This is a genomic window from Streptomyces sp. NPDC003023, from assembly GCF_042888225.1.
Taxonomy (GTDB): domain Bacteria; phylum Actinomycetota; class Actinomycetes; order Streptomycetales; family Streptomycetaceae; genus Streptomyces.
This window is the reverse complement of record NZ_JBIAPL010000002.1, coordinates 468,070-483,039: the sequence shown is the minus strand read 5'-3', so window position 1 is coordinate 483,039 and position 14,970 is coordinate 468,070. Positions and strand designations below refer to the sequence as shown.

General features: G+C 70.5%; 13 protein-coding genes. 1 reads left to right on the top strand and 12 read right to left on the bottom strand.

Features of this window, described 5'->3' with window-relative positions; genetic code table 11:
* Nucleotides 1-18: 18 nt before the first annotated feature.
* From ACFYV1_RS10430 to ACFYV1_RS10415, 4 genes are read right to left on the bottom strand one after another with little or no spacing between them, the layout of a single operon-like run.
* Nucleotides 19-519, bottom strand: a complete 501-nt coding sequence (locus ACFYV1_RS10430; protein ID WP_389395018.1) for a GNAT family N-acetyltransferase — start codon at nucleotides 517-519, stop codon at nucleotides 19-21.
* Nucleotides 516-1,457, bottom strand: a complete 942-nt coding sequence (locus ACFYV1_RS10425; RefSeq protein ID WP_389395017.1) for an RluA family pseudouridine synthase — start codon at nucleotides 1,455-1,457, stop codon at nucleotides 516-518. The genes ACFYV1_RS10430 and ACFYV1_RS10425 overlap by 4 nt, the downstream gene beginning before the upstream one ends.
* A gap of 17 nt (nucleotides 1,458-1,474) precedes the next feature.
* A complete protein-coding gene (lspA, locus tag ACFYV1_RS10420; RefSeq protein WP_389395016.1) occupies nucleotides 1,475-2,035 on the bottom strand; it encodes a signal peptidase II in 561 nt (186 codons plus the stop codon).
* Nucleotides 2,036-2,094: 59 nt separating this feature from the next.
* Entirely contained in the window at nucleotides 2,095-3,387 is a 1,293-nt protein-coding gene (locus ACFYV1_RS10415) for a TraR/DksA family transcriptional regulator (protein ID WP_389395015.1), read from the bottom strand.
* A gap of 550 nt (nucleotides 3,388-3,937) precedes the next feature.
* On the opposite strand from ACFYV1_RS10415, the gene ileS reads away from it, so the two are divergent.
* Nucleotides 3,938-7,075: an isoleucine--tRNA ligase gene (gene ileS / locus ACFYV1_RS10410; protein WP_389395014.1), complete on the top strand. Its 3,138-nt coding sequence runs from the start codon at nucleotides 3,938-3,940 to the stop codon at nucleotides 7,073-7,075.
* 753 nt (nucleotides 7,076-7,828) lie between these two features.
* On the opposite strand, the gene ACFYV1_RS10405 is transcribed toward ileS, so the two are convergent.
* The 8 genes from ACFYV1_RS10405 to murG form a co-directional block, all read right to left on the bottom strand.
* Nucleotides 7,829-8,938 carry a DivIVA domain-containing protein gene (locus tag ACFYV1_RS10405; RefSeq protein WP_389395013.1) on the bottom strand — a complete coding sequence of 370 codons (1,110 nt, stop codon included), beginning with the start codon at nucleotides 8,936-8,938 and terminating at the stop codon, nucleotides 7,829-7,831.
* A 49-nt stretch (nucleotides 8,939-8,987) separates the two neighbouring features.
* On the bottom strand, nucleotides 8,988-9,284 hold the full coding sequence (locus tag ACFYV1_RS10400) for a YggT family protein (protein WP_005318710.1): 297 nt from the start codon (nucleotides 9,282-9,284) through the stop codon (nucleotides 8,988-8,990).
* A 68-nt stretch (nucleotides 9,285-9,352) separates the two neighbouring features.
* Nucleotides 9,353-9,958, bottom strand: coding sequence for a cell division protein SepF (locus ACFYV1_RS10395; RefSeq protein ID WP_389395012.1), 606 nt, complete (start codon nucleotides 9,956-9,958; stop codon nucleotides 9,353-9,355).
* A 124-nt stretch (nucleotides 9,959-10,082) separates the two neighbouring features.
* The gene (locus ACFYV1_RS10390; RefSeq protein ID WP_389395011.1) at nucleotides 10,083-10,802 is read right to left on the bottom strand and encodes a YggS family pyridoxal phosphate-dependent enzyme; all 720 of its coding nucleotides are present in this window, start codon (nucleotides 10,800-10,802) and stop codon (nucleotides 10,083-10,085) included.
* Nucleotides 10,799-11,548, bottom strand: a complete 750-nt coding sequence (pgeF, locus tag ACFYV1_RS10385) for a peptidoglycan editing factor PgeF (protein ID WP_389395010.1) — start codon at nucleotides 11,546-11,548, stop codon at nucleotides 10,799-10,801. The genes ACFYV1_RS10390 and pgeF overlap by 4 nt, the downstream gene beginning before the upstream one ends.
* A complete protein-coding gene (ftsZ, locus tag ACFYV1_RS10380) occupies nucleotides 11,545-12,756 on the bottom strand; it encodes a cell division protein FtsZ (RefSeq protein WP_389395009.1) in 1,212 nt (403 codons plus the stop codon). The genes pgeF and ftsZ overlap by 4 nt, the downstream gene beginning before the upstream one ends.
* A gap of 284 nt (nucleotides 12,757-13,040) precedes the next feature.
* Complete coding sequence (locus ACFYV1_RS10375) at nucleotides 13,041-13,856, bottom strand: cell division protein FtsQ/DivIB (RefSeq protein ID WP_389395008.1); 816 nt, start codon at nucleotides 13,854-13,856, stop codon at nucleotides 13,041-13,043.
* Between the two features lie 13 nt (nucleotides 13,857-13,869).
* Nucleotides 13,870-14,964 carry an undecaprenyldiphospho-muramoylpentapeptide beta-N-acetylglucosaminyltransferase gene (murG, locus tag ACFYV1_RS10370; RefSeq protein ID WP_389395007.1) on the bottom strand — a complete coding sequence of 365 codons (1,095 nt, stop codon included), beginning with the start codon at nucleotides 14,962-14,964 and terminating at the stop codon, nucleotides 13,870-13,872.
* Nucleotides 14,965-14,970: the final 6 nt, after the last annotated feature.

Sequence of the window (14,970 nt, the reverse complement as noted above, 5' to 3'; positions counted from 1 at the left end):
CACGGAGGGCGCCGTCGGTCAGGAGGCGGGGAGCACCCGCCGCATGGCAAGGTGCGCGATGCCCGCGTCCAGGAACTCCGCACCGTAAGCCGTGTACCCGAGCCTCTCGTAGAAGCCCAGCGCATGGGTCTGCGCATGAAGGTCGACGGCCGCGAGGCCGAGGTCACGCGCCGCGTCCTCGATGGCCCGCACCAGGGCCACGCCCACGCCGAGACCGCGGGCCGCCCTGGTCACCGCGAGCCGGCCGAGCGAGCCGACCGTGAGGTCGCCGCCCGTCTTCCCGACCGCCGTGGCCCCGTGCAGCAACCGTCCCGTGCCCAGCGCCGTACCGTCCGTGCCCACCGCGAGGACGTGGACCGTGTCCGACTCCTCCGCGTCGTAGGCGTCGTACTCGATGTCCTCCGGAACCCGCTGCTCGGCGACGAACACCTGCCTGCGGACCGCGAAGCACGCCTCGCGGTCGACGGTGCCGACGGCGACCCGCACGCTGTACGCGCTCACGCGCTCCGCGGTGCTCACTCGCTCTCCGCCGCGATCCGGTCCAGCGCCTGCTGGAGGTCGGCCGGGTAGGTGCTCGCGAACTCCACCCACTGCCCGTCCGAGGGGTGCTCGAAGCCGAGCCGCACCGCGTGCAGCCACTGCCGGGTCAGACCGAGCCGCTTCGCAAGAGTGGGGTCCGCGCCGTACGTCAGGTCGCCCACGCACGGGTGGCGGTGGGCCGACATGTGCACCCGGATCTGGTGAGTGCGGCCCGTCTCCAGCTTGATGTCCAGCAACGACGCCGCGCGGTACGCCTCGATCAGGTCGTAGTGCGTCACCGAGGGCTTCCCCTCCGCCGTGACCGCCCACTTGTAGTCGAGGTTCGGGTGACGGCCGATGGGTGCGTCGATGGTGCCGCTCAGCGGGTCGGGGTGGCCCTGCACCAGCGCGTGGTAGCGCTTGTCGACGACCCGCTCCCGGAACTGCTGCTTGAGCAGGGTGTACGCACGCTCCGACTTGGCGACGACCATCAGTCCGGACGTGCCGACGTCGAGGCGGTGGACGATGCCCTGTCGCTCGGCGGCGCCCGATGTCGAGATGCGGTACCCGGCGGCCGCGAGCCCGCCGATCACGGTGGTGCCGGTCCAGCCCGGACTCGGATGCGCCGCCACACCGACCGGCTTGACGATCACGACGATGTCGTCGTCGTCGTGCACGATCTCCATGCCCTCGACGGGCTCGGCGACGATCTGCACGGGGGCGGGCGCCTGCGGCATCTCGACCTCGAGCCAGGCGCCGCCGTGCACCCGCTCCGACTTGGCGACGACCGAGCCGTCGACCTGCACCTTCCCGGCAGCGGCCAGTTCGGCCGCCTTCGTACGGGAGAAACCGAACATGCGGGAGATGGCGGCGTCGACGCGCTCGCCCTCCAGACCGTCGGGTACGGGCAGGGTGCGGATCTCGGGAAGGGTACTCACCCGTCGAGTATGCCCTGTCAGTCCTTGTGGACTGTCCCGTCGGGGTCCAGGCCCTTGAACGACAGCAGCACGATCAGCACACCACCGCACACGATCGCCGAGTCCGCGAGGTTGAACACGGCGAAGTGCGCGGGCGCGATGAAGTCCACGACCGCGCCCTCGAAGACGCCGGGCGAACGGAAGATCCGGTCGGTGAGATTGCCGAGCGCCCCGCCCAGCAGCAGCCCCAGGGCGACCGCCCAGGGACCGCTGTAGAGCTTGCGCGCCAGACGCACGATCACGACGATCACCGTCGCCGCGATGAAGGTGAAGATGACGGTGAATGCCTCACCCATGCCGAAGGCGGCGCCCGGGTTGCGGACCGCCTCGAACTTCAGCAGATCACCGATGATCTCGATGGGCTCGTGGTGCTCCAGCTTGGCCACCACGAGCAGCTTGCTGCCCAGGTCCAGCAGGTAGGCCACGAGTGCCACCGCGAACAGCACGGCGATCTTGCGCTTGCCCTTCGGCGGCTCGGCGGGCGCCGCAGCCTCGTCGTCAACATCTGGCGTACCGATGACGCGCTCCGCCTCTGCCACGTGAGTCCCTCAACCTAGGTACCTGACTGAGGACGAGGGTACGGCACGCCTTCGCCGGGTCAGCCTCTGCGCTCCTGCTTCTGCTTGCACTCGACGCACAGCGTCGCGCGGGGGAACGCCTGCATGCGCGCCTTCCCGATCGGCTGACCGCAGCTCTCGCAGATGCCGTACGTCCCGGTGTCGAGTCGATGCAGCGCGTGCTCGGTCTGCTCCAGCATTTCGCGGCCGTTCGCGGCGAGCGCCATCTCGTGCTCACGCGTGATGTTCTTCGCGCCGGTGTCGGCCTCGTCGTCGCCCGCGCCGTCACCGGAATCCCGCATCAGGCCGGCGAGCGCCGCCTCCGAGGAGGCGATCTCCGCGTTCAGCCGCGCGGCCTCGCCCTCGAGATCGGTGCGCGCCTCGTCGACCTCCTCCTGGGTCCACGGATCCTCACCGGGCCGTACCGCCAGCTCTCCCGGCGGTGTCGCGGCCGCCGCACGGGCCGTGGGCACCGCCACCGCGCTACCGCCTCCGCCTGATGCCCTACCCGCGGTCTTCTTCGCTGCCACCGTCCTGGCTCCTGTCTGCTCGGCGGCCTCGGCCGCCCCCTCGGCCGCGGGCGCGGCCTTCTTGTCGGCGGTCGCCTTGTCGGCGACCTCCTCGGTGACCGGCCCGGGCGCCGGTTCGGCTTCCGGAACGGTCTTCTTCCCGGCCCTGCGGGCCGTGGTCTTCTTGGCGGACGCCTTCTTCGCGGCCTTCTTCGCCGTGGCCTTCTTCGCCGTGGCCTTCTTCGCCGTGGCCTTCCTGGCTGCCGCCTTCTCCGGCACCGTCCCTTCGGCAGCCTCAGCCGCGGCCTGCTCGGCCACCGCTTTCCTGGCTGCCGTCTTCTTCGCCGCGGCCTTCTTCGCCGCGGCCTTCTTCGCCGCGGTCTTCTTCGCCGCGGTCTTCTTGGCCGCAGCCTTCTTGGGTGGGGCCTTCTTGGGTGCGGCCGTCTCCGGCACTGTCCCTCCAGCCGCCTCAGCCGCCGGCACAACCTCCTCGGCCGCAGCGGACCTGCCGGCGGCCGTCGTCCTCCTCGCGGGCTTCGCGGTGCCGGTGCGGGGCTGCTCGGTCGTGGTGGTCTTCCTGGCCGTGGACTTCTTCGCCGCGGCCTTCTTCGCCTCGCCCGCGGACGACGTCTTCTTCGCGGCCCCGGGGCCTGCGGTCACCGGCTTCCCGGCGGCCTTGTCCGAGGCGACGGCCGCCCCGGACGTGGTCTTGCGGGCCGTGGCCGTCTTCGCGGCGGGCTCCCGGGAGGCATGCCTCCCGGTGACCGCCCCCGCGGCGGCGGAACGCGCGGACGCCGTCTTCTCGGCAGTCTTCTTCGCCACCATGGCCGCGGCCCCTTCACATATTGTGATCTTGCTCGCGAATCGTGCTGGGACGATAAATCGACACCAGCCCCGCGGCAACGGGGCACGCCGCCGGTTCGGCCCGCCCCTGGGCTGCGAGAAGCCGGCCTGCATCCGTTGTGCCCAGCTCCCCGCCCGGTAATCCGCCCGGCGGGACGCGACACGCACCGCCGACGGCGGTGTGGCCATTCGGGTCAACCGGGCCGCGGTCGTAAAGCGGTCGGCCTCCGCCCGCGTGGGCCCGTACACTGGGCGCAGCGAGAGGCGTGGATGGGGACGAGTAGCGTCGTACGCAGCCAAGAGCGACCCGGGGACGGTGAGAGCCCGGGGGCGAGCGCGATGTGAAGCATCACCCCGGAGCCGCCGGAAGAAAGCCGCGGAGACCCCGTGGCCGGTAGAACCGGCGTCGCGACCCCAATGAGGGGGCGGTGACCTGTGCACCGCCAAGGAGGGTGGTACCGCGGGAGCCGCGCCGCACCGGCGTTCTCGTCCCTCCGACGGAAGAGAAGCTGTCCGCCGGAGGAGTTCGTAGATGACACCCCCCCAGTACCGTCAGGTGCCGGCCCAGGTCGACCTGCCCGCGCTCGAGCACGCCGTGCTCGACTTCTGGCGCGAGAGCAAGATCTTCGCCAAGAGCCTCGAGCAGTCCGAGGGCCGCCCCGAGTGGGTGTTCTACGAGGGCCCGCCCACGGCGAACGGCATGCCGGGCGCCCACCACATCGAGGCCCGCGTCTTCAAGGACGTCTTCCCCCGCTTCCGCACCATGCGCGGCTACCACGTGGCCCGCAAGGCCGGCTGGGACTGCCACGGTCTGCCGGTCGAGCTCGCGGTCGAGAAGGAACTCGGCTTCGCCGGCAAGAAGGACATCGAGGCGTACGGCATCGCCGAGTTCAACGCCAAGTGCCGCGAGTCGGTGACCCGGCACACGGACGCCTTCGCCGAGCTGACGACCCGCATGGGCTACTGGGTCGACCTCGACGACGCCTACCGCACCATGGACCCGGACTACGTCCAGTCGGTGTGGTGGTCGCTGAAGGAGATCTTCAACAAGGGCCTGCTGGTCCAGGACCACCGCGTCGCCCCCTGGTGCCCCCGCTGCGGCACCGGCCTGTCGGACCACGAGCTGGCGCAGGGCTACGAGACGGTCGTCGACCCCTCCGTCTTCGTGCGCTTCCCGCTGACGAGCGGCCCCCTCGCGGGCGAGGCCGCGCTCCTGGTGTGGACGACCACCCCGTGGACCCTGGTGTCCAACACGGCGGTCGCCGCGCACCCCGACGTCACGTACATCGTGGCGACGAACGGCGACGAGAAGCTCGTCGTCGCCGAGCCGCTGCTGGAGAAGGCGCTCGGCGAGGGCTGGGAGGCCACCGGGCAGACGTTCACCGGCGCCGAGATGGAGCGCTGGACGTACCAGCGGCCGTTCGACCTGGTCGAGTTCCCCGAGCCCGCGCACTACGTCGTCAACGCCGACTACGTGACCACCGAGGACGGTACGGGTCTGGTCCACCAGTCCCCCGCGTTCGGTGAGGACGACCTCAAGGTCTGCCGCTCCTACGGTCTGCCGGTCGTCAATCCGGTCCGCCCCGACGGCACCTTCGAGGAGGACGTGCCGCTGGTCGGTGGTGTCTTCTTCAAGAAGGCGGACGAACAGCTGACCGCGGATCTGCAGACTCGCGGGCTGCTGTTCAAGCACATCCCGTACGAGCACAGCTACCCGCACTGCTGGCGCTGCCACACCGCGCTGCTCTACTACGCGCAGCCGTCCTGGTACATCCGCACCACGGCCGTCAAGGACCGGCTGCTCGCCGAGAACGAGGCGACCAACTGGTTCCCCGACTCGGTCAAGCAGGGCCGGTTCGGAGACTGGCTGAACAACAACATCGACTGGGCGTTGTCCCGCAACCGTTACTGGGGCACCCCGCTGCCGATCTGGCGCTGCGAGGAGAACCACCTCACCTGCGTCGGCTCGCTCGGCGAGCTGTCGGAGCTGACCGGCACCGACCAGTCGGGCCTCGACCCGCACCGCCCGTACATCGACGACGTCACCTTCGACTGCCCGCAGTGCTCCGGCACCGCGACCCGTGTACCGGAGGTCATCGACGCCTGGTACGACTCGGGTTCGATGCCGTTCGCTCAGTGGGGCTACCCGTACAAGAACAAGGAGATCTTCGAGAAGCGCTACCCGGCGCAGTTCATCTCGGAGGCGATCGACCAGACCCGCGGCTGGTTCTACACGCTGATGGCCGTCGGAACGCTGGTCTTCGACAAGTCGTCGTACGAGAACGTGGTCTGCCTCGGCCACATCCTCGCCGAGGACGGCCGCAAGATGTCCAAGCACCTGGGCAACATCCTGCAGCCGATCCCGCTGATGGACCAGCACGGGGCGGACGCGGTCCGCTGGTTCATGGCGGCCGGCGGTTCGCCGTGGGCGGCGCGGCGCGTGGGCCACGGCACGATCCAGGAGGTCGTGCGCAAGACCCTCCTCACGTACTGGAACACGGTGGCCTTCCAGGCCCTGTACGCCCGTACGTCGGGCTGGGCCCCGTCGGCGGCCGACCCGGCCCCGGCCGAGCGCACGGTCCTCGACCGCTGGCTGCTCTCCGAGCTGCACGCGCTGGTGGACCAGGTCACGCAGGCCATGGAGGCGTACGACACCCAGCGTGCCGGCAAGCTGCTCTCCGCCTTCGTCGACGACCTGTCGAACTGGTACGTGCGCCGCTCGCGCCGCCGGTTCTGGCAGGGCGACGCCTCGGCGCTGCGGACGCTGCACGACGTGGTGGAGACGGTCACGCGGCTGATGGCCCCGCTGACCCCGTTCATCACGGAGCGGGTCTGGCAGGACATGGTCGCGCCGGTGACACCGGACGCGCCGGAGTCCGTCCACCTGTCGTCGTGGCCGGTGGCCGACCTGGACGCGATCGACCCGACCCTCTCGTCCCAGATGGCTCTCGTGCGCCGCCTGGTCGAGCTGGGCCGCGCGACGCGTGCCGAGTCCGGGGTGAAGACCCGGCAGCCGCTCTCCCGGGCGCTGGTGGCCGCGACCGGGTTCGCCTCGCTCTCCGAGGAACTCCGGGACCAGATCACGGAGGAGCTGAACGTCTCCTCGCTCGCCTCCCTGTCGGAGGTGGGCGGATCGCTGGTGGACACCACGGCGAAGGCGAACTTCCGGGCCCTCGGCAAGCGCTTCGGCAAGGGCGTCCAGGACGTCGCCAAGGCCGTGGCCGCGGCGGACGCGGCGGCCCTGTCGCTGGCGCTGCGCTCCGGCGAGGCGCCCCTCGAGGTGAACGGCGAGACGATCATGCTCTCCCCGGAGGAGGTCATCATCACGGAGACCCCGCGGGAGGGCTGGTCGGTCGCCTCCGACTCCGGTGCGACGGTCGCGCTCGACCTGGAGATCACGCCGGAGCTGCGGAGGGCCGGGCTGGCGCGTGACGCGATCCGCCTGATCCAGGAGGCCCGCAAGAACAGCGGCCTCGACGTGGCGGACCGGATCGCCCTGCGCTGGTCCTCCGAGGACCCCGAGGTCACGTCGGCGCTCTCCGACCACGCGTCGCTGATCGCGGACGAGGTACTGGCGACGGACTTCGCGGGTGGTGACGCGGACGAGACGTACGGCTCGCCGTTCACCGACGAGGGTCTGTCCCTGACGTTCCGCCTGCGCAAGGCGTAACGGCTCGACCGCGAACGAACCGGGCCCGGCCACATGTTGGCCGGGCCCTTCGCCGTCCCCCGCCCCGCCCCTTCCCGAACCGCGGGGCAGCCCCCGGGTCCCGAGGCCGGCTGGGCCCGGGGCAGGCCCCCAGGCGCCGCCCCGGGGTGCCTGTTGCCGCCCTGCGGGCCGCGGTACACCGCCCCGGCGGGCCTTGTTGTCGCCCTGCGGGCCGCGGGTCGCCTCAATCTCCCTCTACGGCCCGGCGGCCGTGAGCGGGGGTACTTCCCACGACGCCAGGCGTAGAGGAAGTGCCCCCAGCCAGGCTCTCCCACGCCGCCGGACGAAGAAGACCAACCAGGCCCTTCCCACGCCGCAGGGCGAAGAGGGAGCACCTCCAGCCAGGCTGGCTTTCGCCCCGCGAAATCAGCCCCCGCGGCGGGAGCGCATCCAGCCCCGCCGGCGATTGAGGCACGGGGTCAAGGGCTGGGAGGGTACCCCTCTCACGCCGCCGGGCGGCGTAGGGGGCGGAGCCCCTGAAACACCGCGCGCAGCGCGGTGAACGGGTCCGCACGGAGCCCGTCACGCGGCGGAGGCGCACATCGGTACAGCGGGAAGAGGCGGGTAGGGGGACACGCCCCGCGCAGCGGCCACGCACCCGCAGCAACCACACCCACCCGCGCAGCGCAAAAGGCCGGGCCCTGGACGTGATCCACGTCCAGGGCCCGGCCCCGCAGTCTGCCGACGGCTACGCGCGCTGCGCGCGCGACCCCGTCAGTTGTCGTCCTCGTCGATCAGGAAGCCGCGCATCGGCGACGGCGCCTGCTGCATCGGCTGCGGCGCCTGCGGCCGCACCGGTGCCATCGGCTGGGTCATCGCCGGCGACATCTGCTGCTGGCCGCCGTACGACGGGCCGGACTGCGGCGGGCCACCGTGGCCGCCGTGGCCACCCATCGTCTGACCGCCGCCGTAGGACGGCGCGCTCGCACCGGCCGGGGCCATGGAAGGCGCCGGGGACGGCGGCAGCGACGCGGCGGCCGGCGTGCGCGGCGGTGCCAGCGAGTCGTCCGCCTGGGTCTCCAGCTGACGCAGCTGGCTCTCCAGGTAGGACTTCAGCCTGGTCCGGTACTCGCGCTCGAAGCCCCGCAGGTCCTCGACCTTGCGCTCCAGCGTGGCGCGCGCGGACTCGAGGGAGCCCATCGCGACGCGGTGCTTCTCCTGGGCGTCCCGCTCGAGGGCGTCGGCCTTGGCGCGGGCGTCCCGCTCCAGGCCCTCGGCGCGCGAACGCGCCTCGCCGACGATCTTGTTGGCCTCGGAGCGGGCCTCGGCGATCGCCTGGTCGGCGGTCTGCTGAGCCAGCGAGAGGACACGCGCGGCGCTGTCACCGCCGGGACCCTGACCCATCGGGCCGGGACCCTGCGGGCCACCGTGACCACCCATGGGGCCGCCCATCGGGCCACCCATGGGACCGCCCTGCATCGGGCCGGGGCCCATGGGGCCGCCGGGACCCTGGGGGCCGCCGTGGCTGGGACCGGCCGGCAGCTGAGGCGCACCACCGGGCAGCTGGGGGGGACCCATCTGCGGCGGCTGCTGCTGGACCGGTGGTCCGGATATGGCGGCAGGTACCGGTGCGCCCGGTCCGCCCGGGCCGCGGCCGTCCTGTGGCTCCGGAGGTTTACGCATGCCCTGCTGCTGTTGGTTCTGCGCGGCGGCACGGGTCGCCGCGGCCAGCTTCGCGCGCAGGTCCTCGTTCTCACGGAGCAGACGGGTCAGCTCGGACTCGACCTCGTCGAGGAAGGCATCGACCTCGTCCTCGTCATAGCCTTCTCGCAGGCGGACGGTCGTGAACTGCTTGTTCCGCACGTCCTCAGGAGTCAGCGGCATCTCTTCTTCACCTCTACGTAGTCGTCGGCAGTCGGCAGGACCGTATCGCTCACATCGAGTTCCCCAAGCCGCGCACGATGGAGATCAGGATGTAGACGATGATCATCAGAACGAAGAAGGACAGGTCGAGTGCCACGCCCCCGAGACGCAACGGCGGGATGAATCGCCGCAGAAGCTTGAGCGGTGGATCGGTGACAGTGTAAGTGGCCTCAAGAACGACCACCATCGCCTTACCGGGTTGCCATGAACGGGCGAACTGGAAGACGTAGTCCATGACCAGCCGGAAGATCAGTACGACAAGGAAGCACATCAGCGCGATGTAGACCACATCCAGTGCCACGCCCATCCCGCGCTTACCTCTCCCCTGGCTCTCGTTCGACCGGCCGTGCGGCCGGTCGTTCCCGGTGTCGTTTCTCAGCTCTGGTTGAAGAACCCGCCCTCTGCGATGCGGGCCTTGTCTTCCGCCGTGACATCGACGTTAGCAGGCGACAACAGGAACACCTTCTGCGTCACGCGTTCAATGCTGCCATGCAGACCGAAGACGAGTCCCGCGGCAAAGTCGACAAGTCGCTTCGCATCCGTGTCGTCCATCTCCGTCAGGTTCATGATCACGGGGGTGCCCTCGCGGAAGTGTTCCCCGATGGTACGGGCCTCGTTGTAGGTCCGCGGATGCAGTGTGGTGATGCGGTAGGGCTCCCGCTCGGACACGACCTTGGGCATGATCACGGGTGCGTTCTTCTCCATGCTCGGGCGTTCAGGTGTGATGGATGCCACGGGGGCGATTCGCGCCGGGCGTCCGCTCTCGACCGGGAGCGGCGCGGGCTCTCGCTGCGCGGGCGGTGCCGCCACCCGCACGGGCTCCTCGCGCTCCATCTGGCGGGGAGGCTGGTGCCGCCGGTGCTCCCGCTCGGGCTCCGGCTCGGGTTCGAAGTCGTCATCGGGGTCGAAACCCCGGCCGTCGTACCCATCGTCCTCCACGAGGCCGAGGTAGACCGCCATCTTGCGCATCGCGCCGGCCATTCTCTGAGTCCTCCGCTCTGTGGTGGATCGGCATTCGTCACCAAGTGCCCGCGATCCACTAGGTCTGCCCGCTTTGGGCGGGAATGACCATATTTTCTACTGTGGTCCGACTTGCTTCGCGACGTTACCCGAGCCGGGGTCGGACTCCGAGTACCGCCGTACCGATGCGTACATGTGTCGCTCCGGCCGCCACGGCTTGCTCGAGGTCCGCACTCATCCCTGCTGACACCATGTTCGCAGCCGGATGGGTCGCGCGCAGGCCGGATGAGAATTCCATCAGCCGCTCGAACGCCGCCTGTTGCCGGCCCGCGTACGGCCCGGCGAGCGGTGCGACGGTCATCAGACCGTCGAGCCGCAGCCCTGGAGAGCTCGCGACCGCCGCGGCCAACTCCTCGACCCCGTCCGGAGCCACGCCACCCCGCTCCCCCTGCCGGCCGGACTCGGCGTCCAGCGCGACCTGGATGAGGCAGCCGAGCTCCCGCTCCGTCCGCGCCGCGGCGGCGGAAAGGGCGGAAACGAGCTTCAACCGGTCCACGGACTGCACCACATCGGCATAACTCGCGACAGAACGGACCTTGTTGGTCTGCAGCTGACCGACGAAGTGCCATTGCAGATCGAGGTCCGCGCACGCGGCGGCCTTCGGGGCGGCGTCCTGGTCACGGTTCTCCGCCACATGACGCACACCGAGCTCGTGGAGGATGCGCACATCGCTCGCGGGGTAGGTCTTGGTGACCACGATGAGGGTCACCTCGTCCCGCTCGCGGCCCGCCGCCGCACATGCGGAGGAGATACGTTCCTCCACCGCCGCCAGGTTCTCGGCGAGTTCGGTTCTGCGGTCGCTCATGGGGTTTCCCGGTCCTCCAGCCAGACGTATCCGGCGAGCCGCCCCGTCGTGCGGTCGCGGCGGTACGAGTAGTGGTCGCGCGATTCGAGTGTGCAGACCGGCGACTTCCGGCGGTCGCGCACTCCGAGCGCCTCGAGCTGGGCGTGCACGGCGGCCGTGACGTCCACGGCAGGGGTGCCCCAGCTGGTCTCCGACCAGGCGGCCGGTTCGACCGCGGTCACATCCGACCGCATCTGCTCGGGGACTTCGTAACAACGACCGCAGACGGCCGGTCCAGTACGGGCGATGATGCGTTCCGGCTCGGCGCCCAGTTCCCTCATCGCCTCGACCGCGGCGGGCACGACGCCCGCGACCGCTCCCGGGCGGCCGGCGTGTGCCGCACCCACCACTCCGGCGACCGGATCGGCGAGCAGGACCGGTGTGCAGTCCGCGGTGAGGACGGCGAGGGCGAGACCACGCCGCGCCGTGACCAGCGCGTCGACCTCCGGGGCCGCGCCGTCCCCCCACGGCCCGTCGACCCGGGCGACGTCCCTGCCGTGGACCTGGTTCATCCAGACGACCTGCCCCGGGTCGAGCCCGAGGGACTTGGCCGCGATCGCCCGGTTGGCCAGCACGGCCTCGGGGTCGTCACCGACCGCGCCGCCGAGGTTGAGCTCCTCGTACGGAACGGCGCTCACCCCGCCCCACCTGTCGGTGAAGGCGAAGTGCGCGCCGTTCTCGTGTATCGCGTCGTGCCGCACTGTCACTTCAGGAAGTCCGGGACATCCAGCTCTTCGGCCTGGCTGTCCGCGTACGGGCGGGCCGGCGGGACCTGCGCCGAACCGGAGGGCTGTCCCAGGTCGCCGGCGACCGGAGCGGGCTCGGCCGGCACGGGCTCGTCACGGACGGGCACGGTGCCGAGTCCGCCGGCGGGGCGGGAGCCGTCGCCGGTGCGGGCCGGGGCCGGGGACGGCTCCTCGCGCTTGGCGGAGGTGGAGCCGATCACGTTCTCCCGGCGGGTCGGCGGCTGACCGCCGTCGAAGCCGGCGGCGATGACCGTGACCCGCACCTCGTCGCCGAGGGCGTCGTCGATCACGGCACCGAAGATGATGTTCGCCTCGGGGTGCGCGGCCTCGCTGACCAGCTGGGCGGCCTCGTTGATCTCGAACAGGCCGAGGTCGCTGCCGCCGGAGATGGAGAGCAGCACGCCGCGGGCGCCGTCGATGGAGGCCTCGAGCAGCGGCGAGGAGATGGCCATCTCCGCCGCGGCCACCGCGCGGTCGTCGCCGCGGGCCGATCCGATGCCCATCAGGGCCGAGCCGGCCTCCGACATCACGGACTTGACGTCGGCGAAGTCGAGGTTGATCAGGCCGGGGGTGGTGATGAGGTCGGTGATGCCCTGGACACCCGAGAGCAGCACCTGGTCCGCGGACTTGAACGCGTCCAGCACGCTGACCTGGCGGTCCGAGATGGACAGCAGCCGGTCGTTGGGGATGACGATGAGGGTGTCGACCTCTTCGCGGAGCTCGGCGATGCCGTCCTCCGCCTGGTTCGCGCGCCGACGGCCCTCGAAGGTGAACGGGCGGGTGACCACACCGATCGTCAGTGCGCCCAGAGAGCGGGCGATGTTGGCGACGACGGGTGCGCCGCCGGTGCCGGTGCCACCGCCTTCACCGGCGGTGACGAAGACCATGTCGGCCCCCTTGAGGACCTCCTCGATCTCCTCGCGGTGGTCCTCTGCCGCCTTGCGGCCGACTGCCGGATTCGCTCCGGCGCCGAGGCCTCGCGTCAGTTCGCGGCCGACGTCGAGCTTGACGTCGGCGTCGCTCATCAACAGCGCCTGGGCGTCCGTGTTGATAGCGATGAACTCGACGCCCTTGAGACCGACCTCGATCATTCGGTTGATGGCATTGACACCACCGCCGCCGACACCGATGACCTTGATGACTGCGAGGTAGTTCTGCGGTGCTGCCACGTCGAAGGCCTCTCGCCTCGAGTTACGTGTCGTCGCCTCGCGGACCGCGTTGCGACGACTGATGTCGAATTGGGACGGCCCGACCAGCCCGGTCGCCGACCCGAACCCTAACGTTGAAGTTTAGGGTTACCAGCGTGTCTGTTCCCTTGACTCTTCCGAACAGGACACTAAGTCGACAAGTGGCGCCCGTTCAACGAACACGCCGAACCTCCCGTTTTTCTTTTCACCCTATGTGATCACGCACAGCGATGACCAACCAGGGTGCTGGCCAGCACGGATGCCCGTCAACTCCCTGACGAGGCAGGGGCGCTGGGCGCGCTCACATCGAAGTGCCGGGCCTTCGGAGCTGCTTTCATGAGTGCGTCGAGCGCCCGCGCCTTCGCCTCACCCTCCTCGGAACTGCCCCACACGACGGTGCGATTGCCGGTCAGCTCCAGGGAAATGTAGTCGTACGAGACTACTTTCATACTCTTCATGGCGGTTACGACTTCGGCGGGAAGTTCGCCCCGGATCCGGACCGCCTCCCCGACCAGCCGGTCCTTCCCGAATCGCTTCAGGCTCGCCGAGTCGTCAACTTCCAGTCGCAGCAGGGGAACGCCCTTGGGCGCCTTGACGACGGTGGCGAACCGGACACCGGACGCGTCCACTTCGACGAACTCGGTACCCTTTTCGAGCAGAAGAACCGGCTTTCGCTCGGTCACGACCAGTTCGATACCGTCCGGCCACGACCGCTCGACGTCCACGGAATCGATGCGCGGCAGGGCACTTCGCAGTCGCGCCTCGACGGCGTCCGTGTCGACGGAGACGAGAGGGGCACCGATCGGCACCTTCGCCGCTGCCTCCACCTCCGCCGGCGTGAGCACGTCGGTGCCGCTGGTCTCCACGCGTTCGGTGCGCAGCCACGAGGAGCCGTAGAGCAGCCAGAGACAACCCGCGACGAGGACGAGCGCGCCGAGGGCGATCAGCAGGGAGCGGAGGCCCGGCCGCCGGAAGCCGCCGGCGGGGACGTCCTCGCGGGACGGACGGGGGCTGCCACCCGTTCCGTTCGGGCCGCCCGAGGGGCCCGGCGCGCTGCGTTCCGCGGTGGTCGGTCCGGCCACGCTCCCTGCCTTCTCACGCCTGGCGGCGTGCAGCAATCGCCTCGTACACCATGCCGACGAGCAGCTCGTCGGCGTCCCTTCTGCCGAACTCCGCGGCCGCACGGGACATCTCGTACAGCCGGTGCGGATCGGCCAGCACCGGAAGGACGTTGCCCTGCACCCACTCGGGGGTCAGTTCGGCGTCGTCCACCAGCAGTCCGCCGCCCGCCTTGACCACCGGCTGGGCGTTGAGCCGCTGTTCGCCGTTGCCGATCGGCAGCGGCACGTACGCGGCGGGCATGCCCACGGCGGAGAGTTCCGCGACGGTCATCGCGCCCGCGCGGCAGAGCATCATGTCGGCCGCGGCGTACGCGAGATCCATCCGGTCCACATACGGTACCGGCACGTAGGGCGGCATACCGGGCATGTTGTCCACGCGCGGCACTTCGTTCTTGGGTCCGACCGCGTGCAGGATCTGGATACCGGAGCGCTGGAGCACCGGAGCGATCTGCTGGATCACCTCGTTGAGGCGGCGGGCGCCCTGCGAACCGCCGGAGACCAGCAGGGTCGGCAGGTTGGGGTCGAGACCGAATGCGGCACGTGCCTCGGGACGCACCCTGGCCCGGTCGAGCGTCGCGATGGTGTGGCGCAGCGGGATACCGATGTACCGGGAGTTGCGCAGCTTGCTGTCGGGCGTGGCGACGGCCACGCCCGCCGCGTACCGCGAGCCGATCTTGTTGGCCAGGCCGGGGCGGGCGTTGGCCTCGTGGATGACGATCGGGACGCCGAGGCGCTTCGCCGCGAGGTAGCCGGGCAGGGCCACGTAGCCGCCGAAGCCGACGACGCAGTCGGCCTTCGTGCGGTCGAGGATCTGCTCCGCGGCCTTGATGGTGCCGCGAAGCCGACCCGGAACCGTGATCAGCTCGGGTGTGGGTTTGCGGGGCAGCGGTACGGCGGGGATGAGCGCGAGCTCATAGCCGCGCTCCGGCACGAGCCTGGTCTCCAGACCACGCTCCGTGCCCAGGGCTGTGATGCCCACGGTCGGGTCCTGCCTGCGCAGGGCGTCCGCGAGGGCGAGCGCGGGCTCGATGTGGCCGGCGGTCCCCCCACCGGCGAGTACGACATGCACCGAAAT